The organism is Streptomyces sp. GLSS-08, from assembly GCF_056387915.1.
This window is the reverse complement of sequence record NZ_JBWJAQ010000001.1, coordinates 602,947-626,888: the sequence shown is the minus strand read 5'-3', so window position 1 is coordinate 626,888 and position 23,942 is coordinate 602,947. Positions and strand designations below refer to the sequence as shown.

At 71.5% G+C, this 23,942-nt stretch carries 16 protein-coding genes; 12 read left to right on the top strand and 4 right to left on the bottom strand.

The window, feature by feature from the left end; genetic code table 11:
• The first annotated feature begins 63 nt into the window (after positions 1 to 63).
• A complete protein-coding gene (locus tag AC0ZLC_RS02485; protein WP_476750160.1) occupies positions 64 to 1,548 on the top strand; it encodes a M1 family metallopeptidase in 1,485 nt (494 codons plus the stop codon).
• A 167-nt stretch (positions 1,549 to 1,715) separates the two neighbouring features.
• The gene (hflX, locus tag AC0ZLC_RS02480; RefSeq protein ID WP_476750159.1) at positions 1,716 to 3,212 is read left to right on the top strand and encodes a GTPase HflX; all 1,497 of its coding nucleotides are present in this window, start codon (positions 1,716 to 1,718) and stop codon (positions 3,210 to 3,212) included.
• A 158-nt stretch (positions 3,213 to 3,370) separates the two neighbouring features.
• Here the strand turns inward: hflX and AC0ZLC_RS02475 are convergent, their stop codons facing one another.
• Both AC0ZLC_RS02475 and AC0ZLC_RS02470 read right to left on the bottom strand, forming a co-directional pair.
• Positions 3,371 to 4,570 carry a trypsin-like serine peptidase gene (locus AC0ZLC_RS02475; protein WP_476750158.1) on the bottom strand — a complete coding sequence of 400 codons (1,200 nt, stop codon included), beginning with the start codon at positions 4,568 to 4,570 and terminating at the stop codon, positions 3,371 to 3,373.
• A 266-nt stretch (positions 4,571 to 4,836) separates the two neighbouring features.
• Entirely contained in the window at positions 4,837 to 6,066 is a 1,230-nt protein-coding gene (locus AC0ZLC_RS02470) for a trypsin-like serine peptidase (protein WP_476750157.1), read from the bottom strand.
• A gap of 369 nt (positions 6,067 to 6,435) precedes the next feature.
• Between AC0ZLC_RS02470 and AC0ZLC_RS02465 the strand changes: the two genes are divergently transcribed.
• The 4 genes from AC0ZLC_RS02465 (at position 6,436) to AC0ZLC_RS02450 (ending at position 13,291) form a co-directional block, all read left to right on the top strand.
• Entirely contained in the window at positions 6,436 to 7,869 is a 1,434-nt protein-coding gene (locus AC0ZLC_RS02465; RefSeq protein ID WP_476750227.1) for a diaminobutyrate--2-oxoglutarate transaminase family protein, read from the top strand.
• Positions 7,870 to 8,295: 426 nt separating this feature from the next.
• Entirely contained in the window at positions 8,296 to 10,368 is a 2,073-nt protein-coding gene (locus AC0ZLC_RS02460) for an IucA/IucC family protein (RefSeq protein WP_476750156.1), read from the top strand.
• Positions 10,369 to 10,398: 30 nt separating this feature from the next.
• Complete coding sequence (locus AC0ZLC_RS02455; RefSeq protein ID WP_476750155.1) at positions 10,399 to 11,157, top strand: GNAT family N-acetyltransferase; 759 nt, start codon at positions 10,399 to 10,401, stop codon at positions 11,155 to 11,157.
• Between the two features lie 94 nt (positions 11,158 to 11,251).
• The gene (locus AC0ZLC_RS02450) at positions 11,252 to 13,291 is read left to right on the top strand and encodes an ATP-dependent DNA helicase (protein ID WP_476750154.1); all 2,040 of its coding nucleotides are present in this window, start codon (positions 11,252 to 11,254) and stop codon (positions 13,289 to 13,291) included.
• A gap of 153 nt (positions 13,292 to 13,444) precedes the next feature.
• Here the strand turns inward: AC0ZLC_RS02450 and lexA are convergent, their stop codons facing one another.
• Positions 13,445 to 14,221, bottom strand: coding sequence for a transcriptional repressor LexA (gene lexA / locus AC0ZLC_RS02445; RefSeq protein WP_476750153.1), 777 nt, complete (start codon positions 14,219 to 14,221; stop codon positions 13,445 to 13,447).
• Positions 14,222 to 14,739: 518 nt separating this feature from the next.
• On the opposite strand from lexA, the gene nrdR reads away from it, so the two are divergent.
• Both nrdR and AC0ZLC_RS02435 read left to right on the top strand, forming a co-directional pair.
• Positions 14,740 to 15,291, top strand: coding sequence for a transcriptional regulator NrdR (nrdR, locus tag AC0ZLC_RS02440; protein WP_476750152.1), 552 nt, complete (start codon positions 14,740 to 14,742; stop codon positions 15,289 to 15,291).
• A 164-nt stretch (positions 15,292 to 15,455) separates the two neighbouring features.
• Positions 15,456 to 18,350 (top strand): vitamin B12-dependent ribonucleotide reductase, encoded by a 2,895-nt coding sequence (locus AC0ZLC_RS02435; RefSeq protein WP_476750151.1) that lies wholly within the window; start codon positions 15,456 to 15,458, stop codon positions 18,348 to 18,350.
• Positions 18,351 to 18,530: 180 nt separating this feature from the next.
• Here AC0ZLC_RS02435 and AC0ZLC_RS02430 read toward each other — a convergent pair whose 3' ends face one another.
• Positions 18,531 to 19,106 carry a TerD family protein gene (locus AC0ZLC_RS02430; protein WP_476750150.1) on the bottom strand — a complete coding sequence of 192 codons (576 nt, stop codon included), beginning with the start codon at positions 19,104 to 19,106 and terminating at the stop codon, positions 18,531 to 18,533.
• A gap of 114 nt (positions 19,107 to 19,220) precedes the next feature.
• On the opposite strand from AC0ZLC_RS02430, the gene AC0ZLC_RS02425 reads away from it, so the two are divergent.
• The 4 genes from AC0ZLC_RS02425 (at position 19,221) to AC0ZLC_RS02410 (ending at position 23,883) form a co-directional block, all read left to right on the top strand.
• Positions 19,221 to 19,826, top strand: coding sequence for a YdbC family protein (locus AC0ZLC_RS02425; RefSeq protein WP_476750149.1), 606 nt, complete (start codon positions 19,221 to 19,223; stop codon positions 19,824 to 19,826).
• Between the two features lie 126 nt (positions 19,827 to 19,952).
• On the top strand, positions 19,953 to 20,612 hold the full coding sequence (locus AC0ZLC_RS02420) for a histidine phosphatase family protein (protein WP_476750148.1): 660 nt from the start codon (positions 19,953 to 19,955) through the stop codon (positions 20,610 to 20,612).
• A 12-nt stretch (positions 20,613 to 20,624) separates the two neighbouring features.
• A complete protein-coding gene (locus AC0ZLC_RS02415) occupies positions 20,625 to 21,530 on the top strand; it encodes an ADP-ribosylglycohydrolase family protein (RefSeq protein WP_476750147.1) in 906 nt (301 codons plus the stop codon).
• Positions 21,531 to 22,401: 871 nt separating this feature from the next.
• Positions 22,402 to 23,883, top strand: coding sequence for a DUF4153 domain-containing protein (locus AC0ZLC_RS02410; protein ID WP_476750226.1), 1,482 nt, complete (start codon positions 22,402 to 22,404; stop codon positions 23,881 to 23,883).
• The last annotated feature ends 59 nt before the right edge of the window (positions 23,884 to 23,942 follow it).

Sequence of the window (23,942 nt, the reverse complement as noted above, 5' to 3'; positions counted from 1 at the left end):
CGTTCGGGTGGGCCCGGTGCGCGCCGTCACCGCGGAAGGGGTGCGCGCTGGTAGCGGTGGTTCATGCTGCTCACCCCCCGCCCCGGAAGGCGACGCGTCACGACGGCGCTGCTCGCCTCCGCCGTGTCCGTCTGCCTCGTCGCCGCGAGCGCCCCCTCACCGGCCGTCCCGCTCGGCGTCGGCGACCGCCTCTTCCCGCACCTGGGCAACCCCGGCTACGACGTCACGTCGTACGACCTCGACTTCACCTACGCCGGCGCGAACGACAAGCCGCTCTCCGCCGTCACCACCGTCGCCGCCCGGACCACGAGCCCGCTGGAGCGGATCAACCTCGACTTCGCGCACGGCACCGTGCGGGAGGTCGAGGTGAACGGCCTACCGGCGACGTTCACGAGCGCGGGCGAGGATCTGGTGGTCAGCCCGCAGGCACCGGTACCGGCCGGCACCGCCCTGCGGATCACCGTGCGGCACACCAGCGATCCGGTGTCCGCCGCGGGCCGGGACGGCGGCTGGGTGCGGACCAGGGACGGCCTCGCCATGGCCAACCAGGCCGACGCCGCCCACCTGGTCTTCCCGTGCAACGACCACCCCTTCGACAAGGCGATGTTCACCATCCGCGTGACCGCGCCCGAGGGGTACACGGTGGTCGCCAACGGGCTGCCCGCGGGAACCGACCGGCGGGCCGGCGCCACCACCTGGACGTACCGCACCGAGCACCCCATGGCCACCGAACTGGCCCAGGTGTCCATCGGGCGATCCACGGTGGTGCACCGCGGCGGCCCGCACGGGCTTCCCGTCCGCGATGTCGTGCCCACCAAGGACCGGGACCGCCTGGAGCCGTGGCTCGCGAAGACACCGGGCCAGATCGCCTGGATGGAGCAGAAGGTCGGCCGGTACCCCTTCGAGACGTACGGGCTGCTGATGGCCGAGGCGCAGACCGGTTTCGAGCTGGAGACCCAGACCCTCTCCCTGTTCGAGAAGGACATCTTCACCGAACCCGCGTACCCGAAGTGGCTCGTCGAGTCGGTCATGGTCCACGAGCTGTCCCACCAGTGGTTCGGCGACAGCGTCAGCCCGCGCACCTGGTCCGACCTGTGGCTCAACGAGGGGCACGCCACCTGGTACGAGGCCCTGTACTCGCAGGAGAAGGCCGGCCGGCCCATGGAGACTCGGATGAAGGCGGCCTACCGCGCCTCCGACTCCTGGCGGGCCGCGGGCGGGCCGCCCGCCGCGCCCAAGGCGCCCGATCCGGGGCAGAAGATCAGCATCTTCCGGCCCAACGTCTACGACGGCGCCGCGCTGGTGCTGTACGCGCTCAGGCAGGAGATCGGGCGCCCGGCCTTCGAACGCCTGGAGCGGACCTGGGTGGCCCTCCACCAGGACGGCACGGCGACGACGGCCGACTTCGTGGACCTCGCGTCACTCCTGTCCGGGCGGGATCTGACCGGGTTCTTCCAGGCGTGGCTCCACGACGAGAGGACTCCGCCCATGCCGGGGCACCCGGACTGGAAGAGCGACGCCCCCAAGGCGCGCGGAGGCAAGGGGTAACTCGCGTGACGAGACGGGGCGTGCCGTGCGACCATCTTCCTGGTCGGCGGCACGGCCTCCCGGGGCCCCTGCGGGGGCGCCGGGAATCTCCCGGAGCCCCCGGGCGTTGTCCACCATGACGGGCGACGTCCGTCGCCGCACCGCATTCCCATCGACGTAAGGATCCAATGACCTCCTCTTCTTCCCCTTCCCAGGACGCGCAGAGCGTCGCGGCGCAGAACTACCCCGAAGGTCTTCGGGCCGATGCCCTGATGGAAGAGGACGTCGCCTGGAGCCACGAGATCGACGGAGAGCGGGACGGCGAGCAGTTCGACCGCTCCGAGCGGGCCGCCCTGCGCCGCGTCGCGGGTCTGTCCACCGAGCTCGAGGACGTCACCGAGGTCGAGTACCGGCAGCTCCGCCTGGAGCGCGTCGTACTCGTCGGGGTGTGGACCACGGGCAGCATGACCGACGCGGAGAATTCGCTGGCCGAGCTGGCCGCCCTCGCGGAGACCGCGGGAGCGCTCGTGCTCGACGGCGTCGTGCAGCGCCGCGACAAGCCCGACGCGGCCACGTACATCGGATCCGGGAAGGCCAACGAGCTGCGGGACATCGTCCTGGAGACCGGCGCCGACACCGTGATCTGCGACGGTGAGCTGAGCCCCGGCCAGCTGATCCACCTCGAGGACGTCGTCAAGGTCAAGGTGATCGACCGGACCGCCCTGATCCTGGACATCTTCGCCCAGCACGCCAAGTCCCGAGAGGGCAAGGCGCAGGTCGCGCTCGCGCAGATGCAGTACATGCTGCCGCGACTGCGCGGCTGGGGTCAGTCGCTGTCCCGTCAGATGGGCGGCGGCAAGGGCGGCGGTCTCGCCACCCGTGGTCCCGGTGAGACCAAGATCGAGACGGACCGGCGGCGGATCCGCGAGAAGATGGCGAAGATGCGCCGTGAGATCGCGGACATGAAGACCGGCCGCGAGATCAAGCGCCAGGAGCGCCGGCGCCACAAGGTGCCCTCGGTCGCCATCGCGGGCTACACCAACGCGGGCAAGTCCTCGCTGCTCAACCGCCTCACGGGCGCGGGCGTGCTCGTCGAGAACGCGCTGTTCGCGACCCTCGACCCGACCGTGCGCCGGGCCGAGACCCCGAGCGGCCGGCTGTACACGCTGGCCGACACGGTCGGTTTCGTCCGGCACCTGCCGCACCACCTGGTCGAGGCGTTCCGCTCCACGATGGAGGAGGTCGGCGACTCCGACCTGATCCTTCACGTGGTGGACGGTTCGCATCCGGCTCCGGAGGAGCAGCTGGCCGCCGTGCGTGAGGTCATCCGCGACGTGGGTGCCACGAAGGTGCCCGAGATCGTGGTGATCAACAAGGCGGACGCCGCCGACCCGCTGGTCCTTCAGCGGCTGATGCGGATCGAGAAGCGGTCCATCGCGATCTCCGCCCGCACCGGCCGGGGCATCGCCGAGCTGCGCGCGCTCATCGACCACGAGCTGCCGCGTCCCTCGGTCGAGATCGAGGCGCTCGTGCCGTACACGCAGGGCCAGCTGATCGCCCGGGCGCACGACGAGGGCGACGTCATCTCCGAGGAGCACACCCCGGAGGGCACGCTGCTCAAGGCGCGGGTGCACGAGGAACTGGCGGCGGATCTCGCGCCGTACGTCCCGGCGCCGCTCGCCTGATCCCGGCCGCCGCACCGCGGGCGCAGTCCTGCGCCCGCGCCGCACCGCAGGCGCAAGGGCGCAGGACCGGCGGTGAGCCGGACCGTACGACGGCCGAAGGCCCGCTCCCCTCGCAGGGGGCGGGTCTTCGCCGTGTGCCGTGGCGAGCGCTGCCGTGCCTACAGGCCGCCGTACTTCTTGCTCATGCTCCGGTAGAGCGTCTCGGCGCCCGCACCGAGCTGCGGTCCGGCGAGCCAGGTGTGGTCGGACGGACCGATCGACGTGTTCGACACCAGCTTGGTCCTGCCGCCGACGACACGGAACCAGCCGCCGCCGGACGAGCCGCCCGTCATCGTGCAGCCGATGCGGTACATCGTCGGCAGCCCCGGGCTGAGCGAGAGCCGCCCCGGCCGGTCGACGCACTTGAACATGCTCAGACCGTTGTACGGCGGCGCGGCGGGGTAGCCCCAGGCACCCATGGCGCCGGCACTCCGCGCGGAGGGCGCGGAGAAGTCCACGTCCAGCGCGTTGCCGACCGTCTCCTCCAGGGACTTGGCGCCCCGCTCCGGCTTCACGTGCAGCACGGCGTAGTCGTACGGGGCGCCGGCACCGCCCGTCTCGTCACCGCCGGAGATCCACTCGCGGGAGGTCGAGGCCCAGTCGGCCCACCACTGGCCGTACGGTGCCATCTCCGCGGAGGTGGCACCGCTCAGCTGCGCCTCGGACTTGTCCAGGTCGTTGTAGGACGGGACGAAGGCGATGTTGCGGTACCAGCCGCCGCTGCCGCCCGCGTGCACACAGTGGCCGGCGGTCCACACCAGGTTGGACCGGCCGGGGTGGTTGACGTCCTTGACGACCGTGCCGGAGCAGACCATCGACCCCTTGGGCGAGTCGAAGAAGACCTTGCCGACCGGGGCCGCGTTCCGGTGGTACGGCGTCTTCTCCGGCTCGGCCCGGACCGGCTCCGGGGCGGGGTCGCTTACGCCCTGGTCGGCGGACGCGTCCTTCACCGCGATCGTCTTGTCCGGGTCCTCGGCGGACTTCATCCGCTCCGGCTTCCACAGCCCCTTGATCACCGGGTTGACGAAGTCCTTGGCGTCGCTGAGCCACTTGTCCTTGTCCCAGTTCTTCCAGCCACCGTCCTTCCACCGGTCGACGTCGATGCCGTGCTCCTTGAGCCGGTCGGCGAGGTCGCCGGGAATCCGGGCCTCGTCCTCGCCCGCCCCCTGGGACGTGCCGGCCGTGGGCTTGTCGCTCGCCCTGTCGTCGCCCGAGCCGCAGGCGGTTGCGGTGAGCGACAGGGCCGCGACGATCCCCGCGGCCATGAGAACGCCGGGTCTGCCACGCCGGGGTGCGACGGACGTACGTATGGAACGCATGTGGTGGGAACCCCCGTTGAAGCGTCATGTCATGTGCTGGTCAGATGCGGAGCCGGCTCTCGGCGGACCCGCTCGGACGCGGCACCCCACTATGCCCGGGTGGTTGCGGGTGAACGGCGGTGGGGTGGTGAAGGTTTCCTCGCGCGCCGTCCGTGCGCCGTCCCCTGTGCCACCCCGCCACCGTCGGTCCGCGCCGCGCCACCGTCCGTCCGCGCCCTGTCATCCGCCCGCGCCCCGTCCGCCCGCACCCCGTCAGACCGGGCGGGTCACTGCCCGGCGAACTTCCCGCTGACCGAGTCGTACACACCCTTGGCCTCGGCCCCCAGGTGCGGGCCCGCCAACCAGCCCGAACTCACCGGACCGATCGAGGTGTTGGAGACCAGCGCGAGCTTGCCGTCCGCCCCCTTCGCCACCCAGCCGCCGCCGGACGAACCGCCGGTCATGGTGCAGCCGATGCGGTACATCGTCGGGTCGGACTTCACGATCGACAGCCGCCCCGGCTCGTCCGTGCACTGGAACAGCTTCTGCCCGTCGTAGGGCGCCGCCGCCGGGTAGCCGGTCGCGGTGATGCTCGCCACCTCCGGTACGGCCGGCGCGTTGAAGTCCACCGGCAGGGCCGAACCGACCGTCTCCTCCAGGGACTTGCCGTCGCTGCCCTTCTCCGGGGTCACATGCAGCACGGCGAAGTCGTACGGCGCGCCCTCGCCGCCCGTGGCACCACCCTGCTCGATCCACTGGTCCGAGGTCTGCGCCCAGTCGCTCCACCACACGCCGTAGGGAGCGATCTCCGTCTTGGCGGCGTTCTGCAACTGGGACGCGTCCTTGCCGGCGTTGTTGTAGGCCGGTACGAAGGCGATGTTGCGGTACCAGCCGCCCTTCTTGCCCGCGTGCACGCAGTGACCCGCCGTCCACACCATGTTCGACTTGCCCGGGTGGGCCGGGTCCTTCACCACGGTCGCCGAGCACACCATCGTGCCCTCGGGGGAGTCGAAGAACACCTTGCCGGCCTCGGGCACACGCTCGTGGTAGGCGGCCTGCACCGACCGGGCGGGCACGGGAGCCGGGGTCGCGTCGGTGACGCCCTGGTCGCCGGAGATGTCGTTCTCGTCGACGCCCTTGTCCTGGTCCGGGTCGTCCGCGTCACGCATCCGGTCCGGGTCCCACAGATCCTTGATGATGGGGTTGACGAATTCATCCGCCTCGCGCAGCCAGTCGTCCCTGTCCCAGTTCTTCCAAGCGCCGTCCTTCCACTTGTCGATGTCGAAGCCGTGCTCCTTGAGCTTGTCCTTGACGTCCTGCGGGATCTTGATCTTGCCGTCGCTGCTGCCGGTCGCGGAGGCGGACGCCTCGGCGTTCGTCTGCTCGTCGCCCGAGCCGCACGCGGTGGCGGTGAGCGCCAGCGTCGCCGTGAGGCCGACGGCGACGAGGACGGGGGAGGTTCCGCGGCGCGTGCTCCCCCCTCGGCGAGCGGTGAAGGGCGGGCGTATGGATCGCATGGTGTGAACTCCCCCTGGACGTGAGAAATGTCTGCGCTGCCTCGGCGGCGGCCGTACCTGTGCAGTTGCGTACGGAGCCGCCGGTCCGGACCCCTTCGGCAGGGGCCGGGCGGTGCCGATCGGGCGGCCGGGCCGGTGACCCGCCCGCACTTCTGAACGGCACCACACACTATGCGGTCGCTGTGGGGGAGTTCCGACCGGACGGCAACGGTTCCGTCACGGCAAGGATCTTCACCTCACCCGCTTCCCCGTGCCTGCCTCGTCGTTGGTAGGTACGGGGGACCTGCCGCCTGCGTTCGGAAACCCCCGCCAACTCGCCTCTGAGCAGCGGGAGGACCTGTAGTCGTGGCCGTGACGGAGTCTGCGGTGATGGGGCGTGAGCCCACGAGCGTACGGGAGGAGAGCGGGTCGGGGGAGGCGTACGCGGCGCACGCGGGAATTCCGCGCCGTCAGTCGGCGCGCGAGTCCGCGGCGCGCACCTACGCGCGCGCCCTGCCGATCGTGCCCGTCCGCGCGCGGGGGCTGACGATCGAGGGTGCCGACGGACGCCGGTATCTCGACTGTCTCTCCGGTGCCGGTGCCCTGGCTCTCGGGCACAACCACCCGGTGGTCCTCGATGCGATCAGGAGCGTCCTCGACTCGGGGGCGCCGCTGCACGCCCTCGACCTCGCCACCCCCGTCAAGGACGCCTTCACGACCGAGCTGCTCCGCACGCTGCCGCCCGCGTTCGCCGAGGGGGCCCGGGTGCAGTTCTGCGGCCCGGCCGGCACGGACGCCGTCGAGGCCGCGTTCAGGCTGGTGCGTGCCGCGACCGGGCGCACCGCGATGCTGGCCTTCACCGGCGCCTGCCACGGGATGACCGCGGGGGCACTCGAAGCGTCCCGGGGCGCGTCCGAAGTGCGGGCGGCGCGGCTGCCGTATCCGCAGGACTACCGCTGTCCCTTCGGGGTCGGCGGTGACCGCGGGGCCGAGCTCGCGGCCCGCTGGACCGAGTCGGTCCTGGACGACGTCAAGTCGGGTGTGCCGCACCCGGCCGGCATGATCCTCGAACCGGTCCAGGCCGAGGGCGGGGTGATCCCCGCGCCGGACGACTGGATGCGGCGCATGCGGGAGATCACCCGCGCCCGGTCCATCCCGCTGATCGCCGACGAGGTCCGGACGGGGATCGGCCGCACCGGCGCCTTCTGGGCCGTCGAGCACAGTGGCGTCACGCCCGACGTGATGGTCCTGTCCAAGGCCATCGGCGGCAGCCTCCCGCTGGCCGTCGTCGTCTACCGCGACGAACTCGACGTGTGGGAATCCCGCGCCCACGCGGGCATGTTGCGCGGGAACCAGCTCGCCATGGCCGCGGGCACGGCGACCCTCCGCCACGTGCGCGAGAACCGCCTCGCCGAGCGTGCCGCCGCGCTGGGGGCGCGCATGCTCGTACAACTCCGCTCACTGTCCGCGGAGTTCGCCTGCATCGGGGACGTACGCGGCCGGGGACTGATGATCGGCCTGGAGCTGGTGCACCCGGACGGCGCCGGCACGGACCCGCCGCCCGCCGCACCCGACCTGGCCTCCGCGGTCCAGCGGGAGTGCCTGCGGCGCGGTCTGATCGTCGAACTCGGCGGCCCCCGGGACAGCGTCGTCCGCCTGCTCCCACCTCTGACGATCACCGACGAACAGGCGAACGCCGTACTGGAGCGGCTGGCGGACGCGGTGGCGGCGGTGGCGCGGGGGGTTCCGGACGCGAGACCGGACGAGCGGGGGCCGGGCGGTCGGGCGTCTGCCGTGCGGGGGCCTGCCGCGGGAGCCGGGTAGGGCTCCGGAGCGGGTGCGGAGGCGGCGGTGAGGTCGCGCGGGGCTGTGCCGGGGACGTACCGGGGCGGGGGCGGGACTCGGGTTTTCCGTCAGCGGCGGTCGGTGGCCGACGGCGGTCGGTCGGACAGTCGGCGGCGAATGCGGTTGGCATCCCGTCCCCCGGTGGTGACCGATGACGCGGGACCGCCGCGCGCCTCCGTCGACCGAGCGTGGACCGCCCGCCGCCGGTCGACGACCGGAGACCGGGCGTCCGCCACGCCCGACTCGGCCCGCCCCGACGACGCCCTCGCAGCCAGATCACCCAGCCCCGCACATCCCCGCGCACGCCCACACCCCGGCCCCGACGTACACCCCGACGGACAACCCCTAACGAACAAGCCCCGACGAACAAGCCCCGCGCCACCCCGGACCCCGCAAGGAACGCCTGTGAACCCCACCCCCGCATCCGACGACCTTCCGCTCGGGCCCGAGCGCGAGCCCCGTGGCGGTCAGGCCGCGCCCGTGCCGGACGCCGTGGAGCGCGAGCCCCGTGGCGGTAAGGTCCCGCCCGTGCCGGACGCCGCCTCGGTCCCGAGGCAGAAGGACGGGACATCGGCGGCCCGGCGGCCGCCGACGCACGGGGCCACGGACCTGCTCGACCATCCGGACCCGCATACCGCGGCCCAGGCGGCGGCCGTCGAGAACCTGCTGCGCTGCTGGGTGCGCGAGAACGACCTCCGGGCTCCCGACGACGGCATCCTCCGCATCCCCCTCCCGGCAACCGGCGCCGCCCTCCTCGCTCCGGTGCACCACTGGTCCCCCGCCGGCTGGCACCGCTTCGGGCTTCCCCACGTCGAGGGCACCCCGCAAGGGGCACCTCCCGCCGACGCCGTCACCGTGGCGGCCCTGCTGGCCCGGGAGACGGCTGACGCGGGAGCCGGGCCGCGCGGAACCACGGCCGGGCCGACAGCCACCCACGCCGTCGACGCCTCCGGCCCCGCGGGAAGCGCGCCCGGAGCCGCCTCGCCGGGTACCGCGCGGCCGGGCGGAATCAGCGACGTGAACGACCTGGTCGGACGGGTCGCAGATTCGGTCCGCCGGACCGCCGCCTTCATCGGCGAGCGCCGCGAGCGCCCCGGTGACGGACCCGACCGCTTCCTCGCCGCCGAGCAGGCGTTGCTCCTCGGACACCCCCTGCATCCGACGCCCAAGAGCCGCGAGGGACTCTCCGACGCGGACGCCCGGCGATACTCGCCCGAGTTGCGCGGTGCCTTCCCCCTGCACTGGCTGGCGGTCGCGCCCTCCGTGCTAGCGGCCGACTCGGCGTGGACGGAACGCGGTCGCCCCGTCGCCGCCGGGCAGTTGACCGCGCGACTCGCCGGTGCCGGACTGGCGCTGCCCGACGGATACACGGCCCTGCCGCTGCATCCCTGGCAGTTTCACGAGATCCGGCACCGCCCGGACACCGAGTCCCTGTTCACCGCCGGGCTGCTCCGCGACCTCGGCCCGTACGGTGCTCCGTGGCATCCCACCTCATCCGTCCGCACCCTCTACCGCTCCGGCGCCCCCGCGATGCTCAAGACCTCGCTGGGCCTGCGCATCACCAACTCCCGGCGTGAGAACCTCCGCAAGGAACTCCACCGCGGCGTCGAGGCCCACCGCCTGCTGCGTGCCGGTCTGTCCAAGCAGTGGCAGGCCGCCCACCCGGGGTTCGGCATCGTCCGCGATCCGGCATGGCTCGCCGTCGACGGCCTCGACGGCAGGCCCGTGCAGGGCCTCGACGTAGTGATCCGCCACAACCCCTTCGGACCGACGGACGACGTCTCCTGCGTGGCCGGGTTCGTCTCGCTCCGGCCCCACGCCCGGGCCGACGGTCCTCCGCACCCCGTCATGAGCTCCCGGCTCGCCGAGGTCGTCACCCGCCTCGCCGGCCGTACCGGGCGCTCCCGGGGTGCCGTGTCCGCCGAGTGGTTCCTGCGCTACCTGGAACAGGTCGTGCGCCCGGTGCTGTGGCTGGACAGCGAGGCCGGGATCGCCCTGGAGGCACACCAGCAGAACACCCTGCTCCTGCTGGACCCCGAGGGCTGGCCCGCGGGCGGCCGCTACCGCGACAACCAGGGCTACTACTTCCGCACCTCACGGCGGGCGGAACTCGACGCCCGGCTGCCGGGCATCGGCGAGCACAGCGACACGTTCGTCTCCGACGAGGTCACCGACGAGCGCTTCGCCTACTACCTCGCCATCAACAACGTGCTCGGTCTCGTCGGCGCCTTCGGCTCCCAACGCCTCGCCGGCGAGGAGCTGTTGCTCGCCGCGTTCCGCCGCTTCCTCGCGGACGTGGCCACCGGTCCCGACCGGTTGCGTTCGTCCCTGCCCGCGTACCTGCTGGACTCCTCCGTCCTGCGCTGCAAGGCCAACCTGCTGACCCGGCTGCACGGCCTCGACGAACTCGTCGGCCCGGTCGACACCCAGTCCGTCTACGTCACCCTCACCAACCCATTTCGTCCCTGCGGGAAGTGACCCACCCCGTCTCCTGAGAGGAGCGTCGCCGTGCCTTCCACCGATGCGAGCGCCGACGCCGCGACCGCCCCCGACACCGACGCCGACCGGGCTGCCGGCCCGGACTCGGAAGGCCAGGACACCCTGGACCTGCGCCTGCCCGACGAACTCATCGCCCTCCTCGCCGAGGAAGCCGGCAGTGAGGAGGGGGACCCGGCGGATGCCGCCCCGGCGGGTGACGACCTGCTCGACCACGTCGGTACCTGGGGGCCCACAGCCACGCCCGTAGGTGTCTTCCAGCTCGTCCCCGTCCGGCTCCGGCGCGATCTCCCGCTCGTCGCCCGGTGGATGAACGATCCCGCCGTCGCCGCGTTCTGGGAACTCGCCGGGCCCGAAACGGTGACCGAGCGGCATCTGCGGGGACAGCTCGCCGGGGACGGACGCAGCGTGCCCTGCCTCGGCGTGCTGGACGGCACCCCGATGAGCTACTGGGAGATCTACCGGGCCGACCTCGACGCGCTCGCACGCCACTACCCGGCCCGCCCGCACGACACCGGCATCCACCTCCTCATCGGCGGTGTCGCCGGACGCGGGCGAGGTCTCGGTTCCGCCCTGCTCCGCGCCGTCGCCGACCTCGTGTGCGAGAAGCGCCCGTCGTGCGGGCGCGTCGTCGCCGAACCCGATCTGCGGAACACTCCGTCCGTCTCGGCGTTCCTGAGCGCCGGCTTCCGGTTCTCCGCCGAGGTGGACCTGCCCGGCAAGCGCGCCGCCCTCCTGGTCAGGGACCGGGGCCTGCGCGATGTGCTGTGACGCCACCGTGCGCCCCCGCATCCGTCCTGATCACGCCCCTCGCCCTCGGCGTGATCGCCCGGTTGTCAGTCCCGCCCCGTAGGGTGGTCGCGCTATGACGAAGCCCTCACTCCCCGAACTCCTGCACGCTGCCGTCACCGCCGTCGGCGGTACGGAGCGTCCCGGCCAGGTGACCATGGCCGAAGCCGTCGCGGAAGCGATCGACGACGGATCCCACCTGCTGGTCCAGGCCGGCACCGGCACCGGTAAATCGCTCGGCTACCTGGTGCCCGCGCTCGCGCACGGGGAGCGCGTCGTCGTGGCGACGGCCACCCTGGCGCTCCAGCGGCAGCTCGCCGAGCGGGACCTCCCGCGGACCGTCGACTCGCTGCATCCGCTGCTGCGCCGCCGTCCGTCCTTCGCGATGCTCAAGGGCCGGTCGAACTACCTGTGCCTCCACCGTCTGCACGAGGGCATGCCGCAGGACGAGGAGGAGGGCCTCTTCGACCAGTTCGAGGCGGCAGCACCCACCAGCAAACTCGGACAGGACCTGGTGCGGCTGCGCGACTGGTCCGACGAGACGGAGACCGGGGACCGTGACAATCTGACGCCCGGCGTCTCCGACCGTGCCTGGGCGCAGATCTCCGTCTCGTCCCGTGAGTGCCTGGGCGCCACGAAGTGCGCGTACGGCGCGGAGTGCTTCGCCGAGATGGCGCGGGAGCGCGCCAAGCTCGCGGACGTCGTCGTCACCAACCACGCGCTGCTCGCGATCGACGCCATCGAGGGCGCTCCGGTGCTCCCGCAGCACGAGGTCCTGATCGTGGACGAGGCGCACGAGCTGGTCTCCCGGGTCACCGGTGTCGCGACCGGCGAGCTCACCCCGGGCCAGGTCAACCGCGCCGTGCGCCGTGCCGCGAAGCTGGTGAACGAGAAGGCCGCCGACCAGCTCCAGACCGCCGCCGAGGGCTTCGAGCGGCTCATGGAGCTGGCCCTGCCCGGCCGGCTGGAGGAGATCCCCGAGGATCTCGGCTATGCCCTGATGGCGCTCCGCGACGCCGCTCGTACGGTGATCTCGGGGATCGGCGCCACCCGCGACAAGTCCGTCCAGGACGAGGACGCGGTGCGCAAGCAGGCCCTCGCCTCGGTGGAGGCCGTGCACGACGTGGCGGAGCGCATCACGAACGGCTCCGAGTGGGACGTCGTCTGGTACGAGCGGCACGACCGTTTCGGTGCCTCGCTGCGGGTCGCGCCCATGTCGGTGTCGGGCCTGCTCCGGGAGAAGCTCTTCGCGGACCGGTCGGTCGTCCTCACCTCCGCGACGCTGAAGCTGGGCGGCGACTTCAATGGCGTCGGGGCCTCGCTGGGCCTCGGCCCGGAGGGCGCCGAGGACGAGGACCTGCCGCAGTGGAAGGGCATCGACGTCGGATCCCCCTTCGACTACCCCAGGCAGGGCATCCTCTACGTCGCCAAACACCTGTCCCGCCCCGCGCGCGACGGCGACCGCGGCGACATGCTGGACGAGCTGACCGAGTTGATCCAGTCGGCCGGCGGCCGGACGCTCGGCCTGTTCTCCTCCATGCGGGCCGCCCAGCTGGCTGCGGAGGAACTGCGCACGCGCATTCCCGAGTTCCCCATCCTGCTGCAGGGTGAGGAGACGCTCGGAGAGCTGATCAAGAACTTCGCCGCGGACCCCCGGACGTGCCTGTTCGGCACGCTGTCCCTCTGGCAGGGCGTCGACGTGCCGGGGCCGAGCTGTCAGCTGGTCGTCATGGACAAGATCCCGTTCCCGCGTCCCGACGACCCGCTGATGAGCGCCCGTCAAAAAGCGGTCGAGGAGGCGGGAGGCAACGGCTTCATGGCCGTGGCCGCCACCCACGCGGCTCTCCTGATGGCCCAGGGCGCCGGTCGTCTCGTACGGGCGTCCGGGGACCGGGGGGTGGTCGCCGTACTGGACCAGCGGCTCGCGACGGCGCGTTACGGCAGCTATCTCAAGGCCTCGCTGCCCGATTTCTGGTACACGACGGACCGCAATCAGGTCCGCAGGTCGCTGGCCGCGATCGACGAGGCGGCACGCAGGACGGAGGACGCCTCACGCGCGGCGGCGGGAGCCTCCGGCGAGGCACAGGACGCGGCGCGCACGACGGAGGACGCCTAGACATGGCCGCGGGCCCGACCCTCGGGGGAAGGACGGGCCCGTAGCGCGCAGCCGGCCCGGTGCCCGGGCAGAGCAGGACCCCGGAACCGGCGCAGGTGGTCCCGGGGTCCGGTCGGGGGCGGGCGCGGAGTGAGGGCGCCCACCGCGGGGGTGTCACACCCGCCGCAGTACGGCGACCACCTTGCCCAGGATGGTCGCTTCGTCACCGGGGATCGGCTGGTACGCGGAGTTGTGCGGCAGCAGCCACACGTGGCCGTCCTCGCGCTTGAACCGCTTGACCGTGGCCTCGCCGTCGAGCATGGCGGCCACGATGTCGCCGTTCTCCGCGACCGGCTGACGACGGACCGTCACCCAGTCCCCGTCACAGATGGCCGCCTCGATCATCGAGTCACCGACGACCTTCAGGACGAACAGCTCACCGTCGCCCACCAGCTGCCGGGGGAGAGGGAACACGTCCTCGACCGATTCCTCGGCGAGGATCGGGCCACCGGCGGCGATGCGTCCGACGAGCGGGACGTACGACGCGGCGGGCTTGCCCGCGGTGTCCGTGGGCTGCACGGAGGACTGGTCGGAGCCGCGGACCTCGTACGCGCGAGGGCGGTGCGGGTCCCGGCGCAGGAAACCCTTGCGCTCCAGCGCCATCAGCTGATGGGCGACGGACGACGTGCTGGACAGACCGACCGCCTGACCGATCTCCCGCATCGACGGCGGGTAACCCCGCCGCTGCACGGAATCCCTGATGACCTCGATCACCCGGCGCTGTCGGTCCGTGAGCCCGGAACTGTCCGCCCGGATGCCTGGAGGTCGGCCGGGCAGGGACCGCTTGGGTCCCTCATGATTCATGGCTTCGTTCATCGCATGCACCGGCTCGAGTCGGCTCTGGGAGCGGTCCTGGGCAGTGATGGTGGCACTGTCTGCGGTGGTGGTCACGTCGGCCCCTCTCGATGGTCTCCCTGCTGGACAACGGTAGTGGCTTTCGAAAGGTTGCGCCAAACACACGTTCGAGTGAAAAAGCGGGAATTCGCTGACGCGATCACGTGTCCAGGTGTATGGCTGACGCTGCGTCCCGCGGACAAAACGGCGGATTGCTGTACCCTTCACCGCCGGGCGTTCAGCGCGCCGGCAGCCGCCGGGGCGCCGCCCAGTCTGCCATCAGGTGCACCCCGGGCCGGGGACCGGCCCCTTCCGTGCGTCGCTCACGGTGTCGCGTCAGGCCCGCGTCCCGGTATGGCCCGCGCGGCACCCCGCCGATACGTGTGCGACACGCGCGCCTCGTGTGGATTTACACGCCTGCCACCACATGTAGTGGTTCGATTGCGGCGGCATCCCAGAAGTTGTGGTCCCCCGGGTCTTCCGACCCCAGGGCATCGCCTATGCTGGGGGCTGCTTCGAGGGGCCCGAGAGGTCTCTGAGGTCCATGAGTCGTGCCGTGAGGGAGGGTTGGAGCCATGCACTGCCCCTTCTGCAGGCACCCCGACAGCCGTGTCGTCGACAGTCGTACGACCGACGACGGCACGTCGATCCGCAGGCGCCGCCAGTGCCCCGACTGCTCCCGCCGTTTCACGACGGTGGAGACGTGTTCGCTGATGGTGGTCAAGCGGTCCGGCGTCACCGAGCCCTTCAGCCGCACCAAGGTCATCAACGGCGTGCGCAAGGCGTGCCAGGGGCGGCCTGTCACCGAGGACGCACTCGCCCAGCTCGGCCAGCGGGTCGAGGAGGCGGTGCGCGCCACCGGAAGCGCCGAACTGACCACCCATGACGTGGGGCTGGCCATACTCGGCCCGCTGCGGGAGCTCGACCTCGTCGCCTATCTGCGGTTCGCGTCCGTGTACCGGGCGTTCGACTCGCTCGAGGACTTCGAGGCCGCCATCGTGGAACTCAGGGAAGGCAAGCAGCGCCCCGCCGCGGACGGTGACGTCGCGGACGCGGAGCGCCAGGTGACCGACCGCGGGTCCGGAGGGACCGTCCAGGTCCCCGTGCCCGCGAACGCCGCCGACTGACCGGCGGGCCGGACCCGGACGAGACGTCCGGCCCCGGTCGACCGGCGGCAGACGAAGACCTGCTGCGCGGACCGCCGACGCGGCTCGCGCAGTACCAGACACACAACGTGCCATGGGAAGAACGTGGCACTTCAGGGCGTTTTAGCCTGAAACAGGGAGGCGGCATGACAGAGACGGCGAGCGGTCCGGCACGGAGTTCCCGCGCCAAGGGCACCAAGGCGAGCAAGGGACTGCGTGTCGAGCGCATCCACACCACCCCCGGCGTGCACCCGTACGACGAGGTCGAGTGGGCCAGCCGTGACGTCGTCATGACCAACTGGCGCGACGGCTCGGTCAACTTCGAGCAGCGTGGCGTCGAGTTCCCCGACTTCTGGTCGGTGAACGCGGTCAACATCGTCACCAGCAAGTACTTCCGCGGCGCTGTGGGCACCCCGCAGCGTGAGGTGAGCCTCAGGCAGCTCATCGACCGGATCGTGAAGACGTACCGGAAGGCCGGCGAGGACCACCGGTACTTCGCCTCCCCCGCCGACGCCGAGATCTTCGAGCACGAGCTGGCGTACGCCCTCCTGCACCAGATCTTCAGCTTCAACTCGCCGGTCTGGTTCAACGTCGGTACGCCGCAGCCCCAGCAGGTCTCCGCCTGCTTCATCCTGTCCGTCGACGACTCCATGGAGTCGATCCTCGACTGGTACAAGGAAGAGGGCATGATCTTCAAGGGCGGCTCCGGTGCCGGCCTGAACCTCTCCCGGATCCGCTCCTCCAAGGAGCTGCTCTCCTCCGGCGGCAACGCCTCGGGTCCCGTCTCCTTCATGCGCGGCGCCGACGCCTCCGCGGGAACGATCAAGTCGGGTGGCGCCACGCGCCGCGCCGCCAAGATGGTCATCCTGGACGTCGACCACCCCGACATCGAGGACTTCATCGAGACCAAGGTGAAGGAGGAGGAGAAGATCCGCGCCCTGCGTGACGCGGGCTTCGACATGGACCTGGGCGGCGACGACATCACGTCCGTCCAGTACCAGAACGCCAACAACTCGGTCCGGGTGAACGACGCGTTCATGAAGGCCGTCGAGGCGGGCGACAAGTTCGGTCTGACGTCGCGCATGACCGGCGAGGTCATCGAGGAGGTCGACGCCAAGTCGCTCTTCCGCAAGATGGCCGAGGCCGCCTGGGCCTGCGCCGACCCTGGCATCCAGTACGACGACACGATCAACCACTGGCACACGTGCCCGGAGTCCGGCCGTATCAACGGCTCGAACCCGTGCAGCGAGTACATGCACCTGGACAACACGTCCTGCAACCTCGCCTCGCTGAACCTGATGAAGTTCCTGAAGGACGACAGCAAGGGCCACCAGTCCTTCGACGTCGAGCGCTTCGCGAAGGTCGTCGAGCTGGTCATCACCGCGATGGACATCTCCATCTGCTTCGCGGACTTCCCGACCCAGAAGATCGGTGAGAACACCCGCGCCTTCCGCCAGCTGGGCATCGGCTACGCCAACCTCGGCGCCCTCCTCATGGCGACCGGCCACGCGTACGACTCCGACGGCGGCCGCGCCCTCGCCGGCGCCATCACCTCGCTGATGACGGGTACGTCGTACCGGCGGTCCGCCGAACTCGCCGCGGTCGTCGGCCCGTACGACGGCTACGCCCGCAACGCCCAGCCGCACCAGCGCGTCATGAAGCAGCACTCCGACGCCAACGCCGTGGCCGTCCGCGTGGACGACCTGGACACGCCGATCTGGGCCGCCGCCACGGAGGCCTGGCAGGACGTCCTCCACCTCGGCGAGAAGAACGGCTTCCGCAACGCGCAGGCCTCCGTCATCGCCCCCACCGGCACCATCGGTCTCGCGATGTCCTGCGACACCACCGGCCTCGAGCCCGACCTCGCCCTGGTCAAGTTCAAGAAGCTGGTCGGCGGCGGTTCGATGCAGATCGTCAACGGCACCGTCCCGCAGGCCCTGCGCCGCCTGGGTTACCAGGAGGAGCAGATCGAGGCGATCGTCGCCCACATCGCCGAGAACGGCAATGTGATCGACGCGCCGAGCCTCAAGCAGGAGCACTACGAGGTCTTCGACTGCGCCATGGGCGAGCGCTCCATCTCCGCGATGGGCCACGTCCGCATGATGGCCGCGATCCAGCCGTGGATCTCCGGCGCGCTCTCCAAGACGGTCAACCTGCCGGAGACGGCGACCGTCGAGGACGTCGAGGAGGTCTACTTCGAGGCGTGGAAGATGGGCGTCAAGGCGCTCGCCATCTACCGCGACAACTGCAAGGTCGGCCAGCCCCTCTCCGCGAAGACCAAGGAGAAGGAGAAGGTCGAGGTCACCGCGACGGCCGAGGAGACCATCCGTACCGCGATCGAGAAGGTCGTCGAGTACCGTCCGGTCCGCAAGCGCCTCCCCAAGGGCCGGCCCGGCATCACCACCTCCTTCACGGTGGGCGGCGCCGAGGGCTACATGACCGCGAACTCCTACCCGGACGACGGTCTCGGCGAGGTCTTCCTGAAGATGTCCAAGCAGGGCTCGACCCTCGCGGGCATGATGGACGCCTTCTCCATCGCCGTCTCGGTGGGTCTGCAGTACGGGGTGCCGCTGGAGACGTACGTCTCGAAGTTCACGAACATGCGCTTCGAGCCGGCCGGTATGACCGACGACCCGGACGTGCGGATGGCGCAGTCGATCGTCGACTACATCTTCCGTCGTCTCGCGCTCGACTTCCTCCCCTTCGAGACGCGCTCCGCGCTCGGCATCCACTCGGCCGAGGAGCGTCAGCGTCACCTGGAGACCGGTTCGTACGAGCCGACCGACGAGGAGATGGACGTCGAGGGCCTGGCCCAGTCCGCGCCCCGCGCGCAGGAACTGAAGGCCGTCGCCACTCCGAAGGCCGAGGCCGAGGCGGTGAAGCCCGTCCCGCAGCAGGCGCACACCAGTGCCGAACTGGTGGAGATGCAGCTGGGCATCCAGGCGGACGCCCCCCTGTGCTTCTCCTGCGGTACGAAGATGCAGCGGGCCGGGTCCTGCTACATCTGCGAGGGCTGCGGCTCGACCAGCGGTTGCAGCTGACCGGAAGCGGCCGTCGCGGCCGTCAGGCCTGAAGTACACGGTGTGAGCGGGGAGCCGGCGAGTCGCCGGCTCCCCGCTCGCGTCCCGGGGCCGGCCGCCGGGCGCGGCCGGCCCAACCGGTCACGGTGCCGGGAACTCCCGGGCCTTCGCGGCGACCCGCTTCTCCCCGCAGCGGCGGGATCAGGCGTCGCGGCGGTTGCCCATGAGCCTCGTGAACTCCCCGGGGTCCGTGTCGTAGCCGTCGATTCCGGGGTGGAAGGTCCACTCCCCGGAGCTGTCGCGCACGAACTCCCCCACGGTCGCCGCCGTCGCCTGCGGCACACCGCTGAAGTCGTCCTCGGCCAGGACGGTGTACCCCTCGCGCATGCGCAGGCCGGGGTTCATGACCTCGCCGAACGTCCTGCGGCCGGAACGCTGCTGGATGACGACGCCCACGACCACGCGCGTGTAGCGGTCGTCGAGCCGGTTCAGCTCCAGGGTCATCACTTCGTCCCAGCCGAAGCCCTTGCCGTCCTTGCTGTCCCGGTCGAGGTAGATGGTGCCGTCCGGGGAGCGGCTGTCGAAGTGCACGACGTAGTCGGCACTTCCGTGCGGGTCGTGCGCCAGGTAGGTCCCGGCGACGATGTCGAGATCGGTGTTCGGCTCGCCGGCGGGACTCGGGTCCCACTTCACCGACAATTCGACCTTGTTGATGCCCTTGCTGAGACCGTTCACCATGATCTTCCCTCCCCGTGTCCGACTGTCCGCCTGCCCCAACTGTGCTGATCCAAGGGCTGGTTGCACATCGTGTCACGAGCGCGGGGGCGCTCGCCCGGGTGCACTCCGCCGGAGCGTGACCGGCGCCACGTCCCTTGGCCTTACGATGGCGCGGTGCTGGTCAAGTGGATTCGCTGCACCGTGGTGGACCGCCGCGGTTTCGAGCGGGGGCAGCGAAAGTGGGCGGGGCTTCTGGGCGAGCCTGGTTTCCGGGGGCAGGGCGGGGGCTGGAGCCGGGGACGGCCGGGTGTGGCGCACCTCTTCGCCTTCTGGGAGAGCCGCGCCTTCTACGACTCCTTCATGGCCCGCTCCCACGACCGGCTCGCGGCCGCGCAGTCGGGCACCTACAAGGACCTCCAGACGAAGTTGTTCGACCACCGTTTCGACGTGAAGACCGGCTTCGAGCCGAGGTTCACGGACGCCGACCTGGTGCGGGTGGCGCACTGCCGGGTCCACGAGGAGCGTGCCGAGCACTTCGCCCTCATGCAGGAGAAGGTGTGGAACCCCGCCATGGCGGGCTCGCCGGGCATGATCCGTGGGCTGTTCGGTGAGGCCCCGGGACACGAGTTCCTGATCCTCTCCATGTGGCAGTCGGCGGCCGAGCACGGAAAGTACCGGGACGAGCGGGTCGAGCGTCTCGCCCTGCGAGCCCAGACCGAGGCGGACGTGGCCGCCCTCACCGGTGACATAGTCCAGCTGGAACCGTCCTGGATCGTCTGAGGCGGGAGGGCGCGCCCGGGGTGGAAGAGCGTCCCGGACCCCTCTGGCGAGGCGAATTGTGTGATCTACGCCGTATGGAGCCCGTACGAGTGCTCGATCGGGCGTCGGCCGATCTAGGGTTTCGGCATGGCACGACCGCGGCGCATCGTTCTTGTCCGGCACGGCGAGTCGGCGGGCAACGCCGACGACACCGTGTACGAACGCGAGCCCGACCATGCTCTGGCGCTCACCGACGCCGGGTGGCGGCAGGCGGAGGAGCGGGGCAAGCAGCTTCGCGAGCTCTTCGGACGTGACCGCGTAAGCGTTTACGTCTCCCCGTACCGCCGTACGCACGAGACGTTCCGGGCCTTCCATCTCGACCCTGAGCTGGTGCGGGTGCGCGAGGAGCCCCGGCTGCGCGAGCAGGACTGGGGCAACTGGCAGGACCGGGACGACGTACGTCTGCAGAAGGCGTACCGGGACGCGTACGGCCACTTCTTCTACCGCTTCGCCCAGGGGGAGTCCGGCGCCGACGTGTACGACCGGGTCGGCAACTTCCTGGAGAGCCTCTACCGGAGCTTCGAGGCCCCGGACCACCCGCCGAACGTGCTCCTGGTCACGCACGGCCTCGCCATGCGGCTGTTCTGCATGCGCTGGTTCCACTGGACGGTCGCGGAATTCGAGTCGCTGTCGAATCCCGGGAACGCGGAGATGCGGATGCTCGTTCTCGGGGACGACGGCAGGTACACACTTGACCGGCCTTTCGAACGCTGGCGTGATCCGGAATCGTACGGAGTCACCGGATAGAGTGGCAGGGCGATGACCGCTGACTCCTCTCCCGACGGGCGCGTGGCCCGCGCCCTGTCCAGCCTGCGCGGACTCGCGGTGGGAGACGCGCTGGGCTCGCAGTTCTTCCTGCCCGCGAACCTCCCGCTGCTCAAGGGCCGCGAGCTGCCGACCGGCCCGTGGCGGTGGACCGACGACACCGCGATGGCCTCCTCCGTGGTGGCCGTGCTGGCCGCGCGCCAGCGCATCGACCAGGACGAGCTGGCTCTCTCCTTCGCCGAGCACCACGACGTCGAGCGGGGTTACGGGCCCGCTGTCGACCGCCTGCTGCGGCAGATCCGTGACGGCGGCGACTGGCGCGAGCTGTCCTCCGCGCTCTTCAAGGGACAGGGCTCCTGGGGGAACGGCGCAGCGATGCGGATCGCTCCCCTCGGCGCCTGGTACGCGGACGACCCGGAGCAGGCGACGCACCAGGCCGAGATCTCGGCCTACCCCACGCATCAGCACCGCGAGGCCGTCGTCGGCGCCATGGCCGTCGCCGCGGCCGCCGCCCTGGCGGCCGACCCGGCGGGCCCGCCCGCAGCCGAGGCGCTGCTGGACGGCGTCATCGCGCTCGTACCGCGCAGCGCGGTCGGTGCGGGCCTGCGGCGCGCCCGGGACATGCTCGACTACGGCGACACCGCGACGGTCGCCGCCGTGCTGGGCTGCGGACGGCGTACGACGGCGCACGACACGGTGCCGTTCGCGCTCTGGTCGGCGGCCCGGGCCCTCGGTGGTTACGAGGAGGCGTTCTGGTCGACCGCCCAGGTGGGCGGCGACATGGACACCACCTGCGCCATCGTGGGCGGTGTCGTCGCCTCGGGGAAGACCGGTGCCCCGCCGCACACGTGGCTGGAGCGGACGGAGCCGCTGCCGGAGTGGGTGGCGGTCCCGGCGTGAGCGGCGTGAGCCGGCGGACCGGACCCGGCGCCTGAGCTGCCGCGGTCCGGCGCCTTGCAGCGGCTCCCACTCGGCGGGCCTCACGTGTCCCACCGCCCTCCTTCCGTCACACACGCCTCGTCTGTCACAGGCTTGCTACAGCACGGCAACCCCCGGCTCGGGCCCGCCACCCCTGGATAACGTGGGCCGCCACGCTGCTTGTTGATCATGCCGGGCGCGCGCCGACGAGACATCGGTCCCCAGCCCTGCCGCCGCTTCGGCGCGCGCCGGGCTGTGCGTGGACCGGCTGGGAGGGGGTCCCGTGTCCGACACACCGTCCACGTCCGAGCCAGGAGAAACGGCACCGGAGCCGGAGAGGTCCGGGGGAGTCCAGCGGGCAGGAAACGGCGAGGCCGTTCCGGGGTCCGGCGCGCGGGGTGATGCCGCTGTCCGGACCGGAGCGGAGGGGGCGTCCAGCGACACCGTGCCGAAGACCGGGGCGCGGGGCGGCGCCGTCCCGGGCGACGCAGTCCCGGACGATGCCGCGGTCGGCGAGGGCACCGACCGCGAGGAGCACGACGACGCACCCGGCACGCCCGCCGACGGTCACGCGGACGGTGACGCACACGCGGACGGTGACGCACCCGGCACGGCCGCCGACGGTCACGCGCACGCCGGGCAAGCCGGTGCCGATGAGGACGGCGAGCACACGGACACGGACAGGGACGAGGACGTTGATCGCTCCGACGACGAGGACGTTGATCGTCTCGACGGCGGGGCGGAGGACGGCGATAGCGCCGACGACGGCGCGGAGGATGACGGGCGCGCCGACGATGAGCGCGCCGACGAAGAGACGGAGAGCGGCGACTGGGCCGCCCCGTCGCCCCCTCCCGTGTCCTGGCTCGCCGGGCTCCGGGTCGAAACCCCGGCACCCATCCGTACGGCCACCCTGTGGGCGGTGCTCGCCACCGGACTGCTGAGCATGCTGCTCCTGGGCGACGGCCTGGCGCTCAACCTTCTGCTCGTCGCGCTCCCGGCCGCCCTTGCCGGCTACTTCGCCGCCCAGGCCGCGGGACGACGCACGCGCGCGTGGACACTCGGATGGGGCATCGGCGGACTGGCCCTGCTGGCGGTACCGGCACTGCGCGACGCCGACTGGCCGTCCTTCCTGGCCGTCGCCGCCGCGGTCGGGACGGGCTCGCTCGCCCTGAACGGCGGCCGGAGCTGGCTCGCCGTGCTGCTCAGCCCGCTGGGGGTGTTCAACTCGGTCGTCACCGGTCCCGTCTGGGGCTGGCGGGGACTGCGTGAACGCGCGGGCGGCGCCCGGGGGCGCGTCGGTCCCGCCCTGCGCGCCCTGGCGGTGACCGCGGTCCTGTTGCTGGTCTTCGGCGCGCTGTTCGCGGGGGCCGACGCGGCCTTCGCGGACCTGCTCGGCGGCCTGTTGCCGGACGCGTCCGTCTCCGGCGGCCCCTGGCATCTCCTGCTCCTGGTGTTCGGACTGGTCCTCGGCCTCGCGGCCGCTCATACGGCGGCGGCGCCCGTCCACTGGGACCGCGCCCGGATACCCGAGGGCCGCGCCCGCGGCCGCGTCGAGTGGGCGCTCCCGCTGACCGTGCTCGTCGTGCTCTTCGCCGCCTTCAACGCCGTCCAGCTGGCGGTGCTCTTCGGCGGATACGACGCCGTACTGGAGCAGACGGGACAGACCTACGCCGAGTACGCGCGACAGGGGTTCTGGCAGCTGCTGACGGTCACCCTGCTGACGCTGCTCGTCATCGTCCTCGCCCTGCGCTGGGCGCCCCGGGGCGGCGCCCGTGACCGCACGCTGGTGCGCGGTGTCCTGGGAACTCTGTGTGCGCTGGCGCTCGTTGTCGTGGCGTCGGCGGTGCGGCGTATGGACATGTATGTGGAGGCGTACGGGCTGACGCGCCTGCGGGTCTCGGTGGTGGCGATGGAGCTCTGGCTCGGGCTCGTCATCGCGCTCATCATGGCGGCCGGGGTGTGGGGAGCGCGCCGGCTGCCCCGCGTCGTCGCCGCCAGCGCCGCCGCCGGAGTGCTCGCGTTCGGACTGCTGTCACCGGACGCGATGATCGCCGAGCGCAACGTCCAGCGGTACGAGGACACGGGCAGGATCGACCTCGACTACGCGCGCAGCCTGTCCGCCGACGCCGTACCGGCACTGGACAAGCTGGAGGAGCCGCTGCGCAGTTGCGCGCTGCGGCTCGTCGCCGACGACCTGGCCGACAGCGACGAGTCCTGGTACGCGACCAGCTGGGGTGAGGCGCGCGCCCGGGACATTCTCGCCGGGCGACCGCTGTCGAAAAGCGCGGACTGGACCGTGTGCAGCGGTCTCGGGGACGAGAGCGCGTACCGCTGAGGTCCCGCGGGTTCCCGGTGGTTCGCGGAGCACCGCTGCCGCAGAAGGTCGGGCCGACG